General features: G+C 69.1%; 22 protein-coding genes and 1 pseudogene. 15 read left to right on the top strand and 8 right to left on the bottom strand.

Annotated features, from left to right (window positions below; all coding sequences use genetic code 11):
• Positions 1–23: 23 nt before the first annotated feature.
• From ACFV6H_RS01355 to tmk, 3 genes are read left to right on the top strand one after another with little or no spacing between them, the layout of a single operon-like run.
• Positions 24–1,181, top strand: coding sequence for a radical SAM protein (locus ACFV6H_RS01355; protein ID WP_385537122.1), 1,158 nt, complete (start codon positions 24–26; stop codon positions 1,179–1,181).
• Entirely contained in the window at positions 1,174–1,770 is a 597-nt protein-coding gene (locus ACFV6H_RS01350; protein WP_384975874.1) for an exonuclease domain-containing protein, read from the top strand. The genes ACFV6H_RS01355 and ACFV6H_RS01350 overlap by 8 nt, the downstream gene beginning before the upstream one ends.
• On the top strand, positions 1,742–2,512 hold the full coding sequence (gene tmk / locus ACFV6H_RS01345) for a dTMP kinase (RefSeq protein ID WP_385537117.1): 771 nt from the start codon (positions 1,742–1,744) through the stop codon (positions 2,510–2,512). Before ACFV6H_RS01350 ends, tmk begins: the two co-directional genes overlap by 29 nt.
• Before the next feature lie 7 nt (positions 2,513–2,519).
• Here tmk and ACFV6H_RS01340 read toward each other — a convergent pair whose 3' ends face one another.
• From ACFV6H_RS01340 to ACFV6H_RS01325, 4 genes are all read right to left on the bottom strand, one after another.
• The gene (locus ACFV6H_RS01340; RefSeq protein ID WP_385537114.1) at positions 2,520–5,627 is read right to left on the bottom strand and encodes an ATP-binding protein; all 3,108 of its coding nucleotides are present in this window, start codon (positions 5,625–5,627) and stop codon (positions 2,520–2,522) included.
• A 211-nt stretch (positions 5,628–5,838) separates the two neighbouring features.
• Positions 5,839–6,162, bottom strand: a complete 324-nt coding sequence (locus ACFV6H_RS01335) for an STAS domain-containing protein (RefSeq protein WP_066956508.1) — start codon at positions 6,160–6,162, stop codon at positions 5,839–5,841.
• Between the two features lie 188 nt (positions 6,163–6,350).
• Entirely contained in the window at positions 6,351–7,199 is an 849-nt protein-coding gene (locus ACFV6H_RS01330; protein ID WP_385537910.1) for a 3-hydroxyacyl-CoA dehydrogenase family protein, read from the bottom strand.
• Positions 7,200–7,425: 226 nt separating this feature from the next.
• The gene (locus ACFV6H_RS01325) at positions 7,426–7,806 is read right to left on the bottom strand and encodes a MerR family transcriptional regulator (RefSeq protein WP_385537907.1); all 381 of its coding nucleotides are present in this window, start codon (positions 7,804–7,806) and stop codon (positions 7,426–7,428) included.
• Positions 7,807–8,047: 241 nt separating this feature from the next.
• Here ACFV6H_RS01325 and ACFV6H_RS01320 point away from each other — a divergent pair, with 241 nt between their 5' ends.
• The 4 genes from ACFV6H_RS01320 (at position 8,048) to ACFV6H_RS01305 (ending at position 10,890) form a co-directional block, all read left to right on the top strand.
• Positions 8,048–9,187, top strand: a complete 1,140-nt coding sequence (locus tag ACFV6H_RS01320; protein ID WP_385537110.1) for a serine hydrolase domain-containing protein — start codon at positions 8,048–8,050, stop codon at positions 9,185–9,187.
• A gap of 112 nt (positions 9,188–9,299) precedes the next feature.
• A complete protein-coding gene (locus ACFV6H_RS01315) occupies positions 9,300–9,620 on the top strand; it encodes an ArsR/SmtB family transcription factor (RefSeq protein ID WP_384784795.1) in 321 nt (106 codons plus the stop codon).
• Positions 9,617–10,117 (top strand): SRPBCC domain-containing protein, encoded by a 501-nt coding sequence (locus tag ACFV6H_RS01310; RefSeq protein WP_384975884.1) that lies wholly within the window; start codon positions 9,617–9,619, stop codon positions 10,115–10,117. Before ACFV6H_RS01315 ends, ACFV6H_RS01310 begins: the two co-directional genes overlap by 4 nt.
• 200 nt (positions 10,118–10,317) lie before the next feature.
• Complete coding sequence (locus ACFV6H_RS01305) at positions 10,318–10,890, top strand: cob(I)yrinic acid a,c-diamide adenosyltransferase (RefSeq protein ID WP_093604021.1); 573 nt, start codon at positions 10,318–10,320, stop codon at positions 10,888–10,890.
• A 12-nt stretch (positions 10,891–10,902) separates the two neighbouring features.
• On the opposite strand, the gene ACFV6H_RS01300 is transcribed toward ACFV6H_RS01305, so the two are convergent.
• A complete protein-coding gene (locus ACFV6H_RS01300) occupies positions 10,903–11,592 on the bottom strand; it encodes a hypothetical protein (RefSeq protein WP_385537904.1) in 690 nt (229 codons plus the stop codon).
• Complete coding sequence (locus tag ACFV6H_RS01295) at positions 11,589–11,993, bottom strand: ATP-binding protein (protein WP_385537901.1); 405 nt, start codon at positions 11,991–11,993, stop codon at positions 11,589–11,591. Before ACFV6H_RS01295 ends, ACFV6H_RS01300 begins: the two co-directional genes overlap by 4 nt.
• 416 nt (positions 11,994–12,409) lie before the next feature.
• On the opposite strand from ACFV6H_RS01295, the gene ACFV6H_RS01290 reads away from it, so the two are divergent.
• The 3 genes from ACFV6H_RS01290 to ACFV6H_RS01280 all read left to right on the top strand — a co-directional run bounded on the left by ACFV6H_RS01290 (position 12,410) and on the right by ACFV6H_RS01280 (position 13,755).
• Positions 12,410–13,237 carry a DUF5753 domain-containing protein gene (locus ACFV6H_RS01290; RefSeq protein WP_385537105.1) on the top strand — a complete coding sequence of 276 codons (828 nt, stop codon included), beginning with the start codon at positions 12,410–12,412 and terminating at the stop codon, positions 13,235–13,237.
• A 4-nt stretch (positions 13,238–13,241) separates the two neighbouring features.
• Positions 13,242–13,466 carry a DUF397 domain-containing protein gene (locus ACFV6H_RS01285; protein WP_385537898.1) on the top strand — a complete coding sequence of 75 codons (225 nt, stop codon included), beginning with the start codon at positions 13,242–13,244 and terminating at the stop codon, positions 13,464–13,466.
• Positions 13,467–13,536: 70 nt separating this feature from the next.
• A complete protein-coding gene (locus tag ACFV6H_RS01280) occupies positions 13,537–13,755 on the top strand; it encodes a DUF397 domain-containing protein (protein WP_385537102.1) in 219 nt (72 codons plus the stop codon).
• 124 nt (positions 13,756–13,879) lie between these two features.
• Here ACFV6H_RS01280 and ACFV6H_RS01275 read toward each other — a convergent pair whose 3' ends face one another.
• A complete protein-coding gene (locus ACFV6H_RS01275; RefSeq protein ID WP_385537099.1) occupies positions 13,880–14,173 on the bottom strand; it encodes a DUF6087 family protein in 294 nt (97 codons plus the stop codon).
• A 13-nt stretch (positions 14,174–14,186) separates the two neighbouring features.
• Positions 14,187–15,554 (bottom strand): Tat pathway signal protein, encoded by a 1,368-nt coding sequence (locus tag ACFV6H_RS01270; protein ID WP_385537096.1) that lies wholly within the window; start codon positions 15,552–15,554, stop codon positions 14,187–14,189.
• A gap of 156 nt (positions 15,555–15,710) precedes the next feature.
• Between ACFV6H_RS01270 and ACFV6H_RS01265 the strand changes: the two genes are divergently transcribed.
• The 5 genes and pseudogenes from ACFV6H_RS01265 to ACFV6H_RS01245 all read left to right on the top strand — a co-directional run bounded on the left by ACFV6H_RS01265 (position 15,711) and on the right by ACFV6H_RS01245 (position 20,698).
• Complete coding sequence (locus ACFV6H_RS01265; protein ID WP_384784813.1) at positions 15,711–15,977, top strand: putative ATP-grasp-modified RiPP; 267 nt, start codon at positions 15,711–15,713, stop codon at positions 15,975–15,977.
• A 3-nt stretch (positions 15,978–15,980) separates the two neighbouring features.
• Entirely contained in the window at positions 15,981–16,979 is a 999-nt protein-coding gene (gene tgmB, locus ACFV6H_RS01260; protein WP_385537092.1) for an ATP-grasp ribosomal peptide maturase, read from the top strand.
• Positions 16,957–18,156: an ATP-grasp peptide maturase system methyltransferase gene (gene tgmC / locus ACFV6H_RS01255; protein ID WP_385537089.1), complete on the top strand. Its 1,200-nt coding sequence runs from the start codon at positions 16,957–16,959 to the stop codon at positions 18,154–18,156. Before tgmB ends, tgmC begins: the two co-directional genes overlap by 23 nt.
• A gap of 55 nt (positions 18,157–18,211) precedes the next feature.
• Positions 18,212–18,283: pseudogene (locus ACFV6H_RS01250) on the top strand (site-specific integrase); the annotation flags it as partial.
• Positions 18,284–18,517: 234 nt separating this feature from the next.
• Positions 18,518–20,698, top strand: a complete 2,181-nt coding sequence (locus tag ACFV6H_RS01245) for a SpoIIE family protein phosphatase (RefSeq protein WP_385537086.1) — start codon at positions 18,518–18,520, stop codon at positions 20,696–20,698.
• Positions 20,699–20,712: the final 14 nt, after the last annotated feature.

The raw sequence follows: 20,712 nt of genomic DNA, 5'->3' as shown, positions 1-20,712 counted from the left end.
TTCCGGGACTTGGGGAGAGTCAGGTGACCACCACTGTTCCGCTGCTGAGTCGGGAGCAGATCAGCCGACTGCCGGAGCGTGCACGAGAAGTCGTCGAGTACCGCAAGAGCGGTCTCAGCCTGAACCACATCCAGGGCTGCCCGCTGGACTGCGCCTACTGCATCCGTCACACCTACGGGTTATGGGATCAGCGGCAGCCGCGCGCCCTCATGACCGATGCCCAGGCCGTCGAAGAACTGGTCAATCACCGGTACTTCCAGCCCCACATCACCCCGGTGCAGCTCTTCAACCGGGCGACCGACCCGTTCCTCCCGAACGTCCGGCCGCACACCTTCACGGTGCTGGAAGACCTCGACAAGCACGAGCTGCGCAATCACGTGTTGGTCATCACCAGGCACCAGATGAAGGCCGACGACATCGACCGACTCAACCGGCTCCGGCACGTCAAGGTGACGCTGCTGTTCACGTACTCGGGGATCGAGAACAGGGACATCGAGCCGTACCCGTCCCACGTGGCCGCCGAGTCGCTCAAGCTCATGAGCGCACCAAAGAAACGCCGGTACCGGACGGTTCTGTACTGGCGACCGCTGGTGCCTGGCCTCAATGACTACCCGGCACACCTTGACCGGGCGTACGAGCTGAGCAAGCACGCCGACGCCACGGTCTTCACCGGCCTGTTCTACCGGGACCAGATCGCCGACTACTACAAGGCGAACAAGCTGCCCGAGCCGTACGACGAGACCGCCCGACGCAAGATCGTGCCCGAGACGCTGGAAAGGCGTGTCCTTTCAGCGTTCGCCGGCTGCGGGTCGTTGTTCCGCAAGACCTCGTGCGCCGTGTCGTTCGCCCATGGTGAGCCCGACTACAACGGCCACTACGGCGTCCGTGAACTGTGCGACATCTGCCCGCTCGCGCAGCTCGACCTCTGCAAGAGCGCACACCGGTCACCAAGTGCCGGGCAGGTTCTGGAAGTCGGCAGCAGCTTGCCCGAGGCCAGTGGACTCGTGGTCGTGGACATCACGGAGAGGGCGGCAGTCGTCGCCGGACTCGCCGAGGAACAGCCGCGCTACTACCTGCAACATGCGCTTGGGTTCCAGGTGCACGACGTACGCCACCCGCACCGCGACCGTCGCCATGGTCGGGCGGAAATCGGATGGAAGGAACCGAAGCAAGATGACTGACTGGACGAGCCTGGACTACGTCGTGGTGGACGTGGAGGGCAACGGACAGCAGCCGCCCGACCTGGTGGAACTGGCCGCCGTGCCGATTGTCGGGGGTGTCATCGGGGAACCGGTGAGCTGGTTGGTTCGACCGGAACAGCCGATCACGCCCATGGCTCGAAGGATTCACGGCATCACCAACGAAGCCGTTGCCGATGCGCCAAAGCTCGAGGACATCAAGGTTGACGTGCTGCCGGCCTTGTCGTATCCGGCGCTGGTGGCCCACAACGCGCACGTTGACGTCGATGTCCTTCAGCGCAAGCTGACGGGGTGGAAGTGCCCCGAGGTCTTCGACACGCTCAAACTGTCGCGCCGCTTCGTCCCGAACCAGATGAGCCACAAGCTGGGCTCGTTGGTCGAAGCGTTCAAGCTCGCCGAGGGGCTGTCGCCGGAACTGAGGCCCCACCGCGCCACATACGACGCGCTGGTCACGGCGCGGCTGTTCCAGATGCTCGCGACCACCAACAGCGTCCCGCGGTCGCTGGATGAACTACGCGACCAACGGTCAGGAAGTGGCGACGATGAAGCTGCGACCCTTTTCCAGTTATGAGCGAGGCATGTTCGTCACGGTCGACGGTCCCAGCGGGGCCGGTAAGTCCACGATCGTCAACCACCTGGCACAGATACTCGTCGCCAGTGGTGCAGACGTACACGTCACCGCCGAGCCGTCCAAGGGGCCGATAGGAGATCTCTGCCGTGAGCTGACGGAGACGGTCACCGGCCATGCTCTCGCGTGCTTGTACGCCGCCGACCGGTACCACCACGTCGAGACGGTAGTACGGCCGCACCTCGAAGACGGCCGGACGGTCATCAGCGACCGGTACATTCCCTCCGGTCTGGTCATGCAGCGCTTCGACGGCGTTGATCCGTCGTTCCTCTGGCAGCTCAACGCCGAAGCTGACCGGCCCGACCTCGCCGTCATCCTCGAAGCTGCCCCCGAGGTCATCTCGGAGCGGCTGACAGAGCGCGGACCGCATAACCGCTTCCAGCTCGCGCCGGGCAGCTCTCATGCAGAAGTGCACTTCTACCGGCAGGCGACCGACCGCCTGATCCAAGCCGGGTTCGATGTGCTGCGGGTGGACTGCAACCAACGACCACCCGAGAAGGTGGCAGGCGTCATCCGGGATCGGCTGACGACCCTCTTCGCAGCACCTCGTCCCTGGCCTCCGGACGCACAGCCCGGGACCGGCCATCTCGTCCGGCAGGGCATTGACATCGATGTGGGGGCCGCTCTTCGGAGCGGCCCCCATGTCGTGTACAGCGCGTATCGGTTGTCGGTGCCTGGTTCCTGACGAGGCGTCAGATAGGCGTGTCCGTGCTGGTGGCGGGCTCTGGGGCGCCTGCGCTGAGGCTTGGGGACATGTCGCTGGCCGTCGCGGGCGGTGGCGGTGCGGAGGAGCTCTCCGAGGGCGTCTCCGACGACGGTGTGCCCGTGGGCGTCGTCGGCGGGGTCGACGGGGTGCTCGAAGTGCCGGTGGTCGGTGGCGTCGACGGCTTGGTCGGCGGCTTCGGCGTCTTGCCCGGTGTGGAGGACGAACCGCCGCCACCGGGAGTCGAACCGCTGCCCGTGGGACTGTCGGAGGCCGACGCCGTACCCGAAGGCGTACCGCTGTCCGTCGGGCTGGCCGCGGGCGCGCCCTGTTCCGTACGGCCGCCGCCCGGGCTGCGGGTCGTGTCGGCGGCGGGCTGGTCGGCCGTCAGACCGCTGTCGCCCTCCTCCGGATCCGTGGACGGTTCCGTGCTGACGCGGTCCGGCTGCGAGGTGCCGTTGCCGGAGGTCGCGCCCAGCGTCACCACCGTGCCCAGGACGGCCGCGAGCACCGCGCCCGCGCCCGCCGCGACCAGATTGCGCCGGGCGCCGCCGAACGCCGGACGGCGGCCGTGTGCCGGGGCCTTGGGAGCGGAGTAGTGAGGTCCGGACGCGGTGGGTACGGGAGTGTCCCGCCTGGTCACCAGAGGCGTACTCGCTCCGGTGCCCACGCCGGTCCCGGACGGTCCCGGCAGCGCGGGCCGTGGCGAGCCCAGCGCCGGTGTGGAGGTGAGCGGCGGCGGCCCTTCGTACCGTACGAGCGCGGCACCCTCGCCCGCGGGCGCGCGTCCGCCGTGCGGCGGGTCCTCGCGGTCCGCGACCAGCGCCAGCGCGCGACGGCCCGCGACCGTGCCGATCTTGTCGGCGACAGCGCCGCGCATACCGATCGACGCCTCCAGCTCGGCGCGGGCCCGGTCGAGATTCCCGACACAGAGCGCGAGCACGCCCAGCTCATGGTGGAAGTACGCCTCTTCCGCGACCTCTCCGGCGAGCCTCGCGGCCTCGGAGCCGGTCCGCAGGGCCCGCTCCCACGCGCCCCAGTGCAGGCCCGCAAGGAAGGCGGGCGCGGCGCTGCGCGCCAGCAGTACGGCGGCGCTCGCGTGACCGGACTCCTGGCCGGGCACCAGCGGGCCCAGCGCGGCGAGTATGGCGTCCGCCTCGGCGGCGGCGCGCTCGGGAGTGACCGAGGGATGCCCGGTCCACCAGGCGTAGTGCTGTGCGGCGGTGTGCGCGTGGGCGACGGCGTCGTCGCCGTATCCCTTCGCCTCCAGCTGCGCGACGACACCGGTGGCGAGCCGGTAGCGCGCGCCGACCGGTGTGAGCAGCCCGCAGCTCATCAGCTCGCCGAGCGCGGCGTCCGCGTGGGTGTCGCCCACCAGGGCCGGCAGATGCGCCTGGTGCGGCACCTCGCCGCCGAGCGCGACCGCGAAGCGCAGGGTGGCGCGGGCGGCCTCGCTGAGCCGGGAGGCGAGCAGGGCCGCGGGCGCGGCGCCCTCGCCGAGGCTGGGCAGAGGTATGTCGTATCCGTCGGGCGTACTGACCGGCGTCTCACCGATGGACGGTTCGAAGGGCTCGAACTCGTCGAAGGCCCCGGGGCCGCCACGGAGCTGGTCGCGCTGGCGCAGCAGCGCACCGGCCTGTACGAAGCGCAGAGGCAGGCCCTCGGACTCGAACCAGAGGTCGCCCGACCAGTTCGCCTCCTCGTCGGTGAGCGGGCGCTCGACGGCGCGCTCCAGCAGTTCCAGCGAGGTGCCGCGGCCGAGCCCGCCGAGGGCGACCTCGTCCAGACGCGCGTCGGCCGACGGCGCGTCGGCGCCCGGGACCGGAGCGAGCAGATAGGCACACTCGGGCGTCGCGCCCAGCAGTTCGTCCAGCGCCTCGCCGCCCAGCTCCAGATCGTCCAGGACGACGACCGCGCCGATGTCCTGGACGAGAGCGAGCAGTTCCGTACGGTCGGGCCGCCGGAGGGCCGCCTTGTATACGGCGGAGTACAGCTCGTGGAGCAGCTCGGTACCGGTGCGGTGGTGGCCGGAGAGACGTACGACTCCGTCGGGCGCGAGGTTCGCGCAGTCCGCCGCGACGGCTTCGAGCAGCGCGGTACGGCCCGAGCCGGCGGGCCCGGTGAGATAGACCGAGCGGCCACGGCCCAGCAGCCCGGCCAGCCGCGCGCGTTCCTCGGCGCGCTCCAGCAGCGGGAGCGGTGGCGCGGCAGGGCCCGGCGGTACGGGCGGCCGGCCCGCGCGTTGGAGCGCGGCGCGCTCCTCAGCGGTGCGCCGGGCGGGCGCGGCGGGCCTGCGGCCCGGCGGGCAGAGCTCGATCTCACTGCCGTCGACGGGATTGACGGTCAGCAGGAGGTCGCCCGAGACGAGCTGGACCGTACGGGCGGGCGAGGGCGTGGCGGATCCGGAGCCCTTGAGATGGCCGAGGGCGGTCGCCGGGGGCGGGACGGGCGCGGGCTTGGGCGCGAGGGCCGCGGTGATGGCGGGAGTGATCTCGACGCGGGGCGGGCGCCGTGACTCGGGGCTGTCGGCGGGACGTTCATCGGTGTACGGGTTGTCGTCGTGACGGTTGTTGTCGTACGGGGCGTCGTCGCGGCGGCTGTCGTTGTACGGGGCGTCGTCGTGACGACCGTTGTCGTACGAACCGTCGTCGTGACGGCTGTCGCTGATGTACGAGCCGTCGCCGCTGTACGAGCCGTCGCTGTATTGGCCGCCGTTGTACGAGCTGCCGTCGGCGCGGACATCCTCGTAACGCCCGTCCTCGTAACGTCCCTCGTCCACGCGCTCGTCCTCGTAACGCCCGTCCGCCACGCGGCCGTCGTCGTAGCGTGGACTGTCCTGCGGGCTGTCGTGCGGGACATCGCGCGGGCTGTCGTATTGCGCGCTGTCTACGGGCTCGTTACCGGTGCGTTCGCCGCCGAAGCTGTCCTCGCCGTAACGCCTGCCGTCGGATCGCGGGCCGTCGGATCGCGGGCCGTCGGATCGCGGGCCGTCGGCGCTCGTACCGTCGGTGCGCGCACCATCGTGATGCCCGCCGTCGGGACGCCCGTCGTCGAACCGCTCGTTGTCGTGGCCGTATTCTTCCGGTCCCCGGCTCATCGGGTCCATGGTGAAAAGCCCCCCAGATCGTGGCGTGCCGCTGCCCCCGGCCTCGCACGCCCATCTGTCGCTTCTGGTCCGGTATCTGCTCCATGGGTCGGTCATCGGCAGACGGCCGAACCCTAGACCTCCGCACAGTATCCGTGAACAGCCGGGGTACCACCCCGTCCAAGACATCACGGTCTCATGAGGATTGCGAGGTCCGGCCCGGTCAGACCCTCGGCAGCGACTCTGCGGCGATTCCGCCCTCGATGGCGAGAATGCGGTGCAATCGGGTGGCCACGAGCAGCCGCTGCATCTGCGGCGGGACGCCGCGCAGCACAAGTCTGCGACCGCACCGCCCGGCGCGTCGGTGGGCTCCCATGATGACGCCGAGTCCGGTGGCGTCCCAGGAGTCCAGTTCGGTCAGGTCGAGCACCAGATCGCCGGCTCCGTCGTCGACGGCCGAGTGCAGGACCGTACGGGCGTCCGCCGCGCTGCGGACGTCGAGGCGGCCCCCGACGACCAGCTCGGCGTGGTCGCCCCTGATGTGCATATGCGCTCCCCGATGAGTGCTTCCGTACTCCGTGTCTGTTCTGTCTTCCAACAACTGACTGCCGCGCGTGCGGAGAAGTTGCCGTCTGTAAGCGAACCGATACCAAAATCACCCTGTGGGGTGATACCGAAACGGCTTGACGCGGCTCAGCGCCCGGCTCTCGGCTGGTGGCTCGGTGCTTGCAGAACTCAGTGCTTGTAGAACCCCTGCCCGCTCTTGCGGCCGATGTCACCCGCGTCCACCATCCGGCGCATCAGCTCCGGCGGGGCGAACTTCTCGTCCTGCGACTCGGTGTAGATGTTGCCGGTCGCGTGGAGGAGGATGTCGACACCGGTCAGGTCGGCGGTGGCGAGCGGCCCCATGGCGTGACCGAACCCGAGCTTGCAGGCGGTGTCGATGTCCTCGGCGGACGCGACGCCCGACTCGTAGAGCTTGGCGGCCTCGACCACGAGCGCGGAGATCAGTCGTGTGGTCACAAAGCCTGCCACATCGCGGTTGACGACGATGCAGGTCTTGCCCACCGATTCGGCGAACTCGCGGGCGGTGGCCAGGGTTTCGTCACTGGTCTTGTAGCCGCGTACCAGCTCGCAGAGCCGCATCATCGGCACTGGAGAGAAGAAGTGCGTACCGACGACACGCTCCGGGCGCGCGGTGGCCGCCGCGATCTTGGTGATCGGGATGGCCGAGGTGTTGGAGGCGAGGACGGTGTCGTCCCGTACGAGCTTGTCGAGCGCGCGGAAGATCTCGTGCTTGACGTCGAGCTTCTCGAACACCGCCTCGACGACGATGTCCGCGTCGCCGACGGCGTCCAGATCGGTGGTCGTGGTGATCCGGGCGAGCGCCGCGTCCGCGTCGGCCTCTTCGAGCTTGCCCTTGGCGACGAACCGCGCGAACGAGCCCTTGATACCGTCGATCCCACGCGCCAGCGCCGCGTCGGTCACATCCCGCAGCACCACGTCCCAGCCCGCCTGCGCGGAGACCTGCGCGATCCCGGACCCCATGAGTCCGGCCCCGATGACGGCGAGCTTCCCGGCCACGTCACACCCCACGATTCTTCTTCGGCTCTTCTTTGAGCCTTAACGCCTGTTTACATTCGAGTGCTCTGCCGGAGGTTAGCGCTCGTGGCGGGCCGTGTGACGGCGAAGAGATGCGCGTCACGTCTCAGATGACGGACATCACACCAGGGCGGTCCATCAGGCTCCGCGGACCGCGTACTTGAGCACCTCTTGAGCACCTGCTGTCCCTAGGACGTGTCCGCTGTCCCTAGGACGTGTCCGCCGTGCGCCCGGCGCCGCGCAGCGCGTCGAGGTAGTCGGCGATGGCGTCCCTGTTGCGGGTCAGACACTGGATGCGTTCGGACATCCGGTCGCGTTCGCGTTCCAGGATGGCGATCGTCTCCGGCGTCACACCGGAGAAATGGATGTCCCTGGGCGCTTCGAGGCACGGCAGGATCTGCTGGATGACCCGGGTCGGCAGTCCGGCGTCGAGCAGTCCTCTGATCTGAAGCACCCGCCCCACGAGCGACTCGTCGTACTCGCGGTAGCCGTTCGGGGAGCGGCCGGGCGCGATCAGCCGCTGCTCCTCGTAATAGCGCAGCAGCCGCCGGGACGTGCCGGTGCGCTCCGCCAGCTCTCCGATCCGCATCAGGCAGCTCTCCGAATCCACATCCGGTCGAGCGTATGACATCGGGGCCGGTGGCGGCCCTGGCCCGCGGCGCTTGACCTTCACACCGATGTGATGGTTTCAGACTGGCGAAGCGGCTGAGCAACAAGCCGGCTCCCCACACCGCGCACGGCGCACGAACGCACCGTACGAACACGCCGTACGAACGAACACACCGTACGAATACGACGCACGAGCACAACGCACGAGAGAGACACCGATCATGACCGAACTCCACGGCACGTACGAGCCCCGTTTCCATGCCACGCGCGCCGCCTTGCGGCGCAACCTCGACTCCGGCAAGGAACTGGGCGCCTCGCTGGTGGTCGACATCGACGGTGAGCGCGTCATCGACCTCTGGGGCGGATTCCGGGACCCCGCCCGGACCGTCGCGTGGGACGAGCACACCATCACCAATGTGTGGTCGGTGACGAAGACCGTCACCAGCCTCGCCGCGCTCATGCTCGTCGACCGCGGGGACCTTGACGTCCACGCGCCGGTGGCCCGGTACTGGCCCGAGTTCGGCGCCAACGGCAAGCAGGATGTCGAAGTCCGTCATCTGCTCTCGCACACCTCCGGCGTCTCCGGTCTCGACCAGCCTGCCACGATCGAGGATCTCTACGACACGGAGAGAGCCGCCGCCCGTATGGCAGCTCAAGCGCCGTGGTGGGCACCGGGCACGGCGTCGGGCTACCACCTCTTCAGCTTCGGGCACTTGATCGGTGAGCTCGTCCGCCGGGTCAGCGGCCGGCCCCTCAAGGAATTCGTCGCCGAGGAGATCGCGGGTCCTCTGGGCGCGGACTTCCGGATCGGGGCGGCCGAGCGGGACCGGAGCCGGATCGCGGACGTCGTTCCGCCGCCCCCGCTGCCCTTCGACCTGGAGGCCCTGGGGAAGGACAGCCCCGCCTACAGGACGCTGACCGGGCCGTCGGTCACCGCGGACGTGGCCAACACCCCGGGCTGGCGGGCCGCCGACATAGGGGCGGCGAACGGCCACGGCAACGCCCGCTCCGTCGCCCGGATCCTCTCCGTGCTCGCCCGTGGCGGCGAGGTCGACGGCGTCCGGCTGCTCGGCGAGAGGACGATCGACCTCGTCTTCGACGTACAGGCGGACGGTATCGACCTCGTCAACGGACTCCCTCTCCGCTGGGGCATCGGCTACGCGCTGCCTCGGCGGGACACGCTCCCCTGGATCCCCGACGGGCGGATCTGCTTCTGGGGCGGCTGGGGCGGATCGATGATCATCATGGACCTCGACCGGCGCATGACCATCTCCTACATGATGAACAAGATGGCGCCCGGCATCCTCGGTTCCGACCGCAGCGCCGCCTACGTACAGGCCGTCTACGACCACCTTCCGTAGCGGCACGGCAACGTCCGAGCGCGCAGGCGCCCCGCCCCGTCACAGCCCCTGCCGACCGGGAACGGCGCCTCTTGGCTTTACATGTGACCTTTTGGTCACCTATCCTGGAGCTGTGAGCGACGACGACCGTGTCTTCAAGGCGCTGGCTGATCCGACGCGTCGTTTTCTGCTGGACCTGCTCTTCGCGCGTGACGGGCGCACGTTGACCGAGCTGGAGTCCGAGCTGGAGATGACGCGGTACGGAGCGATGAAACACCTGAAGGTGCTGGAGGAGGCGGGACTTGTCGTCACGCGCAGATCGGGCCGGGAGAAGCTGCACTTCCTGAATCCCGTACCGATCCGGTTGATCCACGACCGGTGGATCGACAAGTACACCGAGCGCCAGGTGACGGCGCTCGCTGAGCTCAAGAACGAGCTGGAGGGGAACACATGACAGCCACGGCCGAGAAGACCACGACCGTCCAGATCCACCAGGTCTACATCAAGGCGACACCTCAGGCGGTCTGGGACGCGATCACCGAGCCGGAGTGGAACGCGAAGTACGGCTACCGCTGCGTGGGCGAGTTCGACCTGCGCGCGGGCGGTGCGTACCGGGTGCTGTCGAGCGACGAGATGCGTCAGCACGGCGCGGCGGAGCAGATCATCGAGGGCGAGATCATCGAGGCCGAACCTCCGCACCGGCTCGTCCAGACGTACCGCATGCTCTTCTCGCCCGCGCTGGCGGCCGAACCGTTCACGCGGCTCACCTACGAGATCGAGGAAGAGCCGTACGGAGGCGTCACCAAGCTCACTGTGACGCACGATGTCGCGGGCGCGCCGGTCCACGCGGCGCAGGTCGCCGGTGAGATCAAGGAGACGGGCGGCGGCTGGGCGATGGTGCTGAGCGACCTCAAGTCGCTGCTGGAGACGGGCAAGCCGATGGCGGGCTGAGCGGCGCGAGCCGGCCGCGAGTCGGCGGGGCGCGCCGGGCACGCCCGTACCGTACGCACTTGCCGTACGCCCTGCCGTACGCACCTGCTCGCGCACCGAGGCCGGCGTCCCCGACAGGCGCCGGCCTCGGCCGTACCCGACAGCCGCCCGGAGACAGTCCGGGCGGTCCGGGCGGTCCGGGCAGGATCTAGGCTGGCCGTATGGTCAATCTGACGCGTATCTACACCCGCACCGGCGACAAGGGCACGACCGCGCTCGGCGATATGAGCCGTACCGCCAAGACCGATGTGCGGATCGCCGCGTACGCCGACGCCAACGAGGCCAATGCCGTCATCGGTACGGCGATCGCGCTGGGCGGGCTTCCCGAGGAGCTGGTGAAGGTCCTCGTCCGGGTCCAGAACGACCTCTTCGACGTGGGCGCGGATCTGTCGACGCCGGTGGTGGAGAAGCCCGAGTTCCCGCCGCTGCGGGTCGAGCAGTCGTACATCGACAAGCTGGAGGCGGACTGCGACCGTTTCCTGGAGCAGCTCGACAAGCTGCGCAGTTTCATCCTGCCCGGCGGCACACCGGGCGCGGCCCTGTTGCACCAGGCCTGTACGGTCGTACGCCGCGCCGAGCGCTCCACCTGGGCGGCGCTGGAGGTGCACGGCGAGACCATGAACGCCCTGACGGCGACCTATCTGAACCGTCTCTCCGACCTTCTCTTCATCCTTGCCCGCGTGGCGAACAAGGAGGTCGGGGACGTGCTCTGGGTCCCGGGCGGCGACCGCTGAGACGGCCGGCCGTCACCGTTTCCGGGCAGCAGCAGCGGCAAGCTCCGCTTCGAGATCCACGAACGTACAGTCGCGCAGCTCCATCGCGAGCTGCGAGGCGACCACCCAGCGGATTCCGCAGTCACCGTAGGCCTTGACGACGTCCTCGACCGGCCCGTCGAAGGGGTTCGCCGGGTGGTACCGGGCGCCGTACACGCCGCTGACCCGTGGGCTTTTCACGCGTACGGCGACGAACCCGCGGCCCAGATGCGGGCAGGCCCGGACCGACTGCCCGGCGCAGGGCAGACAGACGGGCGGATGCGTCGCGGCCATGTTCTCCGGCCAGCCGGGCCAGTCCTCGCGGTGATCGCCGAGCAGCCACAGCACGCCCTGCTCGTTACGGTCGGCGGGCCCGCCGCAGACCTGGCACAGCAGTCTGCGCATGGCCCGGCGCTGACGCAGCGGATGGACATCGCCGAACTCGGGCCGTCCCTGTCCCGGTCTCGACAGGGCCCGGGTCCACAGGACGCCTTCTCCGTCGCGGTCGAACAGGTCCTCGTCCTCGTACGCGACGCCCACGCGCGGACGGCCCGTCACGATCGGGGCCGGTGCCCGTTCGGCGCTCCAGGCGGTGATGTACGGAACGGTCTCCGGCCGGCGCGGCGGTACGTCCCCGACGCCCTCGGGGATTCGGGCGCCCTCGGGGATTCGGATTCGGCTCATCGGTGCGCCACCGCCGTCGTTGTCGCCGTCGCCGCCGCCCGGACGGGAATCGAGCACCAGGTCTTCGTACCGTCGCCGCTCACACCCCAGTCCCCGCCGCGCTCGGCGACGACGGCGTCGACCACGAGCAGCCCGCGCCCGCCCTCGTCGCCCTGACGGGCGGTACGGATACGAGCCGGTACGGGAGATCCGTCGTCCACCTCGATCCGGAGCATCCCGAGCCCGGTGAGCCGGAGCCGTACGCCTACCTGATCGCCACGCCCGTACCGCAGCGCGTTGGTGACCAGCTCACTGAGCAACAGCCCGACGTCCCCGGCAAGTTCACCAAGCCCCCACGCCCGAACCCGAGCAACCCCAGCCCGCCGCACCTGCCCGGGCCACCGCGCGTCGCCGTCGGCCATCCCGGTCCGAGCGGGCCGTGGGGCTCGCTCGATGGTGAACTCCCATCCCGCAAATCCGTCCGAACCGGGTCCCGTCCGAGTGAGATCTTCGTATGCGTGTACGCGTGCTCTGAGAGTCATGGCCGGTCCTCCACGGCTAGTCGTACTGACAGATCGTCAGCGCACCCATTGGCGCTGCTCAACTACCCTGTCGGGAGCGACCATTCACCTGCAATCGAATCTGCTTCGAAAATTCAGAGCAGATCAAATTGGACTATGCCCAAACCTGCAAGAAGGGATGCGAGGGACGTACACGTGGTGTAACACTCTGCACACAGCGACATCTGATCAGCACAGAGACACAGCGAGGGATCACAGTGGCAGCAAAGCGTGGGGCAACCGGAAGGCGCCTCGAACTGGGCCTCCAGTTAAGGCAGATGCGCGAGAGCATCTTCATGGACAACGGCAAACCGATGCCCCGCAAGGTGGCCGTCCAGGGAACGAAGCTCTCCGAAGCCGCTCTCCAGCGCATCGAAACCGGAGGTCTGAGCTTCCGCAACACCGGCGATCTGCGCAAACTGCTGGAGAAGTACGGCGTGGACGATCCGGAGGTCATCGATCAACTGGTCGAGCTGAACCGCGATGCGACCAGCCAGGATTGGGTGACGCGATACCGCAGCCATATGCAGCCCGCCATGCAGGGCTTCGTCGGTATCGAGGCGGAGGCACAGGACATCCGGATCTACCACCCGGCGGTGGTCCATGGCCTGCTCCAGACCGAGGATTACGCCAAGGCGATCTTCGAGATCGAGAAGCCGGTCGAGGAGACAACAAGCGAGTTCGTCCGCCACAACGTGGCGCTGCGCATGGAGCGCAAGAGGCGGGTTCTGGACCGTGAACCGCGACCGGTCAAGCTCTGGGCGATCCTGGGAGAAGCGGCTCTGCGGTATGCCGTTGGCGGTCGAGAGGTGATGCTGGACCAGTACGAAGAAATCACGCGGCTGTCCAAGCTCGACCATGTCAAAATTCAGGTGCTTCCTCTCAACAGCCGGGGGTACCGGGCGAGTAGCGACCTCGCCATCCTTGACCTGGTGGACGGATTGCCGCCCATGGTGCAGGTCGACACTTCCTGGGGCGCCGTCTCGACCTCGGACAAGCCCAAGGAGGTGGCGCGGTTCACCCGACGGTTCAACACCATGATTGCCTCGGCGCTCCCTCCCGAGGACACACCAGAGTTCATGCAACGACTAGCGAGAGAGTTGTAGGGCCATTAACACTCACATCACAGCCGCAGAGCTGGCACCGGAAGACGCCTGGTACAAGTCGTCGTACAGCGGCGGCACCGGCAATAGCTGCGTGGAGATCGCCGACCTGACCGCCTCGCGGTCCCAGATCGGTATCCGCGACTCCAAGAACAAGCGCGGCCCCGCCCTGACCACCACCTCGCAGGGCTGGACCGCCTTCATCGAGTTCGTGCGCTCCACACACAACTGAACGCAACTCCCAACGAAGTGGCGGCTTTCCCCATAGTGCGGAGGGCCGCCACGCTCGTACCGTCTGAAGGGTGACGAGCCGACAGCCCAAGCCCGAAGAAGCAGCCTGGTTCAAGTCGTCATACAGCGACGGCACCGGCAACAATTGCGTAGAGATCGCGCACCTGGCACCCTGGGTCGGCATCCGCGACTCCAAGAACGCGGCCAGCGCCACACTCCTGGTCCCCGCCACCACGTGGACCGCGTTCATCGACCTCGTACGGTCGGCCGCGGCCGTTACGAACGCCTGAACACAGGCCTCCTGCCCGGACTCCCGACGAAGTGGTGGCCCTCTCCACCACGGTGCGGTGGGCCCCTGCCAACCCGACCAGATCTCGTAAACGGCTGCCACCCCGTGCCCGTCCAGCGTGACTTCTACTCCTCGCCCTCCGTCACGCCAGGGTCGAGCTCAACCACCCACTCCTGCGCCGCAGCGAGATCGGGGGCGGTGCCGACCGGTTCGTACGCGAAACCAGTCCACTCCTCCAGGACCCTCGCGGCGTGGGGGTGGAGATGGCGGGCGCCGCCGTGCAGGGGACGGTGACGGCGCGCGCCGTCCAGCGGCGCGCGACGGCGCTTCTCATACGCGGCGAGCGGATCGGCAGGGTCGACGGCCGGGACAGCGCGGGACGGCTGATTCGGTGGGCCGGGTCGGCGGTGCTTGCCCATGGTCCCGATGGTCTCAGGCCGTGACCACCGTTGGCCGGGCGGCCGCAAGATCCTTCGCCCGAGTACGTACCTCGTCGGCCGCGGAGGTGCGGTACGGGCGGGCGGCCTCCAGGAGGGTGTTCAGCCGGGAGGTCACGAGCGTGGAGTCGACGCGGGCGGCGTCGTCGAGTGCGCGCCGGGCTGCCTCCGCCGCCTGCTCGGGATCGCCCTCGTGGAAGAGCGCAGCTGCGAGTCCGACTCGGTCCATGACACGGACACGGTCGAAGCCGGGCGCCCGCAGCTCCAGTGCGTTGTGGAAGTGGGTGCTCGCGGGCTGATGGGGGCGGCCGAGCACGGCAAGATCGCGAGCGGATACGGCGCGGGCGCCAGCATGCTCGGCCGCGTCGAAGTACGCCACCCAATCAGGCAGCTCGCTGAAGCCGTCGGCCATGAGCTCGTCGGCGGCGCCCAGATATGTCTCGGCCTGGCGCTCGTCGCCAAGAGCTGCGTGCACCCGCCCGGTCTGTGAGGCGACCAGGGCCTTGACGGCGGGCTGCTCGGCCTTGGCCGCGGCAACGCCCAGGAGCCCGAGGGCGTCCTCCGGTCGGCCAAGATAGATCATCTGGTGAGACATACGGGTAACGATCTCCACCCCGCGATCGCGTTGCCCTGCTTCACCGGCCGCGTAGATGCCGTAGCTCCAATAGCGCTGAGCGGTCGCGTACCTGCCGGAGTCGTGACTCACCCATCCTGCGAGCGCGGCCAGATCGGCAGTCGCAGCGAAGATCCGGGCCTTCAGGCCGATCGGGACACCGACTTGGATGCGACGTGCGACCTCGGCGAGCTGGGCGACGATCGCCGACCGGTAGAGGCCGCCGCCCTTGGTGGCGTCGGCGTGGGTGAAGAACTCGGTGACCTCTTCCAGCGCGGTGACGATGTCAGCGTCGAAGCCTTGACGGGCGCGGTTCAAAGGCCGGGCGGTGCCACCGAGCATCCGTTCAGCCGCCAGGATCAGCGGGGCTCCGACGGCAAGCCTGAGAGTCTCGCGGCGGTCCATGAACAGGTCCATTCGGGTCCATCCGGCCAAGGTCTGGGCGGCTGCCTCGGTCAACAGCGGTACCTGGATCGTATCCAGCACCGCTCCGGGTGCCGATACGCCGAGATCACCTGGAGTGAGCGGCTGCCCGACCGCCTCGGAGAGCACAGCGGCGAGCAGGGCGGGAACCGGCGGGCGAGGGCGTTCGCCGTCGATCCAGCGGCGGATGCGGGTGGCGTCCGGGGCAATCTGCCGATGACCTTGGCGCACCGCTTCGGCGGCAACCCGGCGGGCGAGCTCGCCATGGGACAGACCGGTCGCACCGATCCACAGCGCAAGATGCGGATTGCTGCTTCTGCCGGCCATCGGTATTCGCCCTCCCCAACGCAATTTCACGGAGCGTAGCAATTCCGCCACGGTTCGCGACCCTTACGGTACTGGCCGGGGCCCCGCAAGTGGGCGGATCCTGCTGATACGGACAGTCGACCAGCTGTCCCTGGACACAAGAGACGGAGATCTCGCATGGCGACGCTTGTACCTCAAGCTCCGTGGGCGATGCGGCTGGTGACCGACCGGCTGCCGGTGGGCCCCCCGTCGTACGCTGCGGTGGCGCTGGACGAGGCCACGCAGACCGCCCGCTACACCGATGTCACCGGCCAGGTGGTGGAGATGGGCAAACACGGCACATCCAAGACCAAGGGCACCGCTTCGGTGTCCGGCGGCGGCGACGGGCAGAACCCGCAGCCGCAGACCCAGGACGACAACACCACCGACTACGAGTCGGACTGACCGATGGCTCCCCTCGTTCTGGTCGTCACGTCTCTGGAAGACGTCACCGCCGATCTGGTCATCAACGCGCTCAACACACGCGGGGTTCCTGTCGCGCGCGTCGACCCGGCCGACATCGGGTCAGGCCTGACTTTCGGTGCCCGCATCGGCGTCGGGGCACCGGCGTGGAGCGGGAGGCTGCGTACGGCAAGCCGCGAGGTGGAGTTGGAGGAGGTGGCGGCGGTGTACTACCGCCGCCCTACCCCGTACACCGCCCGGTTCGCGCATCTGCCGGTCCAGCAGCGCGACTTCGCCACCGCCGAAGCCCGGCACGGCCTCGGTGGCCTCTTGAGCAGCCTGGAGGGTGCCCAGTACGTCAACCACCCCGCAGCCGTCACCCGCGCCGATTTCAAGCCCGCCCAGCTCCGGATGGCCGCTCAGCTCGGGTTCACCATCCCGCCGACCCTGGTCACCAACGATGCCGAAACCGCCAGGAACTTCGCCGTCGATCATGGCCCCGTCGTCTACAAGTCCTTCCGCGGCCTGCCCCCTGACGAAGGTGGCCGCGCTGGGGCACTCTGGACCCAGCGCGTCGCTCCGGACACCTTTGACGATGCGCTCGCGGTGACCGCGCACCTGTTCCAGGCCGAGGTACCGAAGACCGGGGACGTCCGAGTGACTGTTGTCGGCCGCCAAGTGTTCGCCCAGCAGGTCGCGGCACCGGACGGCTCGCTGGACTGGCGCCGTGGCGACTGGAGCGAGCTGATGCACGCCCCCATCACTGTGCCGACCCCGGTCGAGACAGCTTTACACAGCTACCTGGCCGCCTTCGGCCTGGTCTTCGGCTGCTTCGACTTCGCCCTCACCGGCGACGGTGACGAGCCGGAGCACTGGATCTGGATCGAGTGCAATCCGAACGGCCAATGGGGCTGGCTTCCCGACGCGGGGGCCATCACCGAGGCGTTCGCCAACATCCTGAGCGGGAAGGAGGCGGCGGTTCATGACCACGCCTGCCGAGCGTGAAATCGAGGCGGCTCGCCGGCGTGAGGCCCTGGCAAGCTCCCTCGCCAAGGCCGGTTCCGCAGCCGATCCGGCCTGGCGTCAGGCGGTGAGGACGGTGCCCCGCCACCGCTTCGTGCCCGGCTTCTACCTGCCCGCCGATCAGCAGGACGAGCACGGACTGACTGTGTGGGAGCCGGTCACCGCGGAACTCGACTACGGTCGGTGGCTGGCCGCTTCATACTCCGACACCACGCTGATCACACAGTTCGACGGTGACGAGCCGGACTGGAAGCAGCCCGCCGTAAGGCACGGTGGGGCTCCGACCTCCTCATCCACTCTGCCGTCCCTGGTGGTGCGGATGTGGGCGGACGCAGACGTTGCCGAAGGGCACACAGTGCTTGAACTCGGCACCGGCAGTGGCTACTCCACCGCTCTCGCTTGCGAACGTCTCGGCTCCGGCGCCGTCACCTCCATCGACGTCGACGGCCGTCGGCTGGAGACGGCCGCCGCCGCGCTCCACGGGTGCGGCTACACCCCCACCCTGGCGGTGGCGGACGGACTGTACGGCTACTGGCCCGAAGCACCGGTCGACCGGATCGTGGCGGCCTGCTCCTTCCGCGCCGTACCGCCGGCCCTGACCGCGCAGACCAGGCCCGGCGGGAAGATACTGCTCACCCTGAGCGGCTGGCTCTACGGCTACGCGCGCGTTCTGCTGACCGTCGACGGTGATGGCACCGCCGAGGGGCCGTTGCTGGACGGCACCGTCTCATTCATGTCCGCCCGTACTCACGCGGCTCCCTCGTTCGGCAACCCCGCCCACTGGGCCACCAGTCTCCGAGTGGCCGCGCGTTCCGCCCGATACGGCCCGGAGCGGATCACGGCCTCCACCGAGGAAGCATTCCATCTGCGGTTCCTCGCCCAGTGCGCCGTACCGGACGCACAGATGGTCACCATCGGCGAGGTGGTGCACCTGGTCGACGTCGTCACCGGCTCCGCCGTCATGCTCACCCCGCACAACGGCGGGTGGGAGGTGCGCCAGGGCGGCCCGCTTAGCCTTTGGGACCGCGTCGAGGCTGTCCTGGCTGCCTATGACGCCGCGGGCCGTCCAGGGCCGGAGACATTTCGCCTGTACGTTCACGAGAACGAACAGCACGTGCACCACCCACGGATGCCGGAGCTGTCCCTGCCCCGCTCCTGACCGCTCCGCCCGTGAGCTGGCCGCCCGGCCTCGTCCACTCCGGCGCGGTCCGCTGCGGTATGTGTGCCCTGACACCGGGCTGGTCCGGCTGTCGTACGGGCAGGCACGCATGCTGCTGGACGAGCATGATCACGACAGGTTCGAGGTCACCACTTGCCTTCCATCGCCGTTACCTGGCCGTCACCCTCCGTCAGCGGAGCGCCCCACAGGCACCGCCCGCGGATGTCAATAGCCCATTCGAGGGCTATCGTCGACATATGTACGATGTTCGATGCGTCCGGAGCATCCGGACCGACGCCGGACAGCGCCTCCGTCGGCGATCGCGCCCGGCTCCCTCCGCAGCGCCCGAGGTGGCGTAGGCGTGGGAGAGCCGGGAGAGTACGGCAAGTGCGGCCGGCACGGCCAGTACGGCCGGCACAGTCAGTACGGCGACGACCGCACCGCGGCAGAGGTGGAGCGTGTCGTGGCGGAGCTGGTACGGGACACCGGTGCGCATATCGGTGCCCTGTATCTGCCCGTGCCGGAGGAACAGGTGCTGCGCATGGCCGTGGTGACCGGCGTGTCGCGGCACGTGGCCGGTCCATGGACCCGGGTGGCGCTGGCCGCGCCCGTCCCGGTGGCCGAGGCGGTGCGCGAGGGCCGGCCGGTGTGGGTGGCGAGCCATGCGGAGCTGGCCCAGCGCTTTCCCCGTACCGCGCTCGCGCTGCCGTACCACGTCGCCATGAGCGTCGTACCGCTGACGTCCGGCACCACGACGTCCGGCACCACCTGCTGGGGCGCCGTGCTCCAGTTGTGGCCCGGTACGCACGCTCCCGAGCTGTCCCGCCGGGAGGTGCGGGCGATCGACGGGGCCCGCCGCCGGATCGGCCGCCTACTGCGGCGGGCCGCGGACGACGGGCATCCGATGCGGCCCACGGAGCTGCGTGCGGTGAGCCCGCCGCCCACCCGGCACGAACAGCCCGGAGCCGAGCTGACGGAGCGCTTTCCGGAAGGCACCTGTGCGCTGGACCTCGAAGGCCGTATCACGTTCCTCAACGGCAAGGCCGCCGAACTGCTCGGCCGCGGCCACCACGAGCTGCTGGGAGCCCGACCCTGGGAAGCCCTGCCCTGGCTGAACGACCCGGTGTACGAGAATTCGTACCTGGCGGCGCTGTTCAGCCGTCTTCCCACGCCCTTCGTCGCCCTGCGGCCCCCGGACCACTGGCTCGCCTTCACCCTCTACCCCGACTCCACCGGCATCAGCGTCCGCATCACGCCCACCGAGGCACCCGGTCACGACCGCGAGCCGTTCCTGACTCCGCCGGTCACGGCGCAGGCCCGCCCGGGCGCCCTCTTCCATCTGCTGCACCTGTCCACGGCCCTCACCGAGGCCGTCGGGGTCAAGGACGTGGCCGAGGCGGTCACCCACCAGATCATGCCCGTCATCAGCGTCCAGGGCCTGGCGGTGCTCACCGCCGATGAGGGAAGGCTCCAGGTCGTCGCCTCCCGCGGCTTCCCGCAGGAAGCCGCGGAGCACTTCGACGGCCTGCCGTTGACCGCGGAGGGCGCGAGCCTGCGGGCCATCGCGACCGGCGCTCCCGCGTTCTACGCGAACAACGAGGAACTCCGGCGCACCTATCCATGCATCGACCTGTACCGGAGAATGGCCGCCTTCGCCTACCTGCCGCTGTTCGCCTCCGGCCGTACGATCGGCTGCTGCGTCCTCGGATACGACCAGCCGCATCCCTTCTCGCCGCAGGAACGCGCCGGTCTCACCTCGCTGGGCGGAGTGATGGCGCAGGCGCTGGAGCGGGCCCGTCTTTTCGACACCGAGAACCAGGTCGCACGAGGCTTGCAGGCCGCGCTGCTGCCGCACGACCTGCCGCGGATTCCCGGCCTCGAAGTCGCCGCCCGCTATCTCCCGGCGACCCGCGGCATGGACATCGGCGGCGACTTCTACGACCTGATCCGGCTGGACGACACCTCGGCCGCGGCCGTCATCGGTGACGTACAGGGCCACAATGTGAACGCCGCCGCCCTCATGGGACAGGTCCGCACGGCCGTCCACACCCACGCGAGTGCGGGCGCGCCGCCGGACGAGGTGCTCGCGCGCACCAACCGGCTGCTGATCGACCTGAGTTCGAGCCTGTTCACCAGCTGCCTGTACGCCCATCTCGACCTGCGGCACCACCGGGCCCGTATCGCGGCGGCCGGGCATCTGCCGCCCGTGCTGCGCCATCCCGACGGGCGTACGGAGATCCTGGACATACCGAACGGGCTTCTCCTCGGCATCGAGCCGGAGGCCGAGTACCGCACCGCCGAAGTCCCGCTGCCCGCCGGCGCCGTACTCGCCCTTTACACCGACGGCCTCGTCGAAACACCCGGCACGGATCTGGACACCGCCATCGCCGAACTCGCCGCCCGGCTGGCGGAAGAGGACCCGGAGCCGCTGGACGCGCTGGCGAAGACGCTGGTCCGGTGTGCCGGTCGGATCCAGCAGTCCGCGCGAGGCGGCGACGACATCGCGCTGCTGCTGATGAAAGTCGCCCAACTGGCCCGATGAGGTGGGCGGGTCAG

The organism is Streptomyces sp. NPDC059743 (assembly GCF_042732975.1).
Taxonomy (GTDB): Bacteria; Actinomycetota; Actinomycetes; order Streptomycetales; family Streptomycetaceae; genus Streptomyces.
This window is presented reverse-complemented; position numbering and strand designations above follow the sequence as displayed.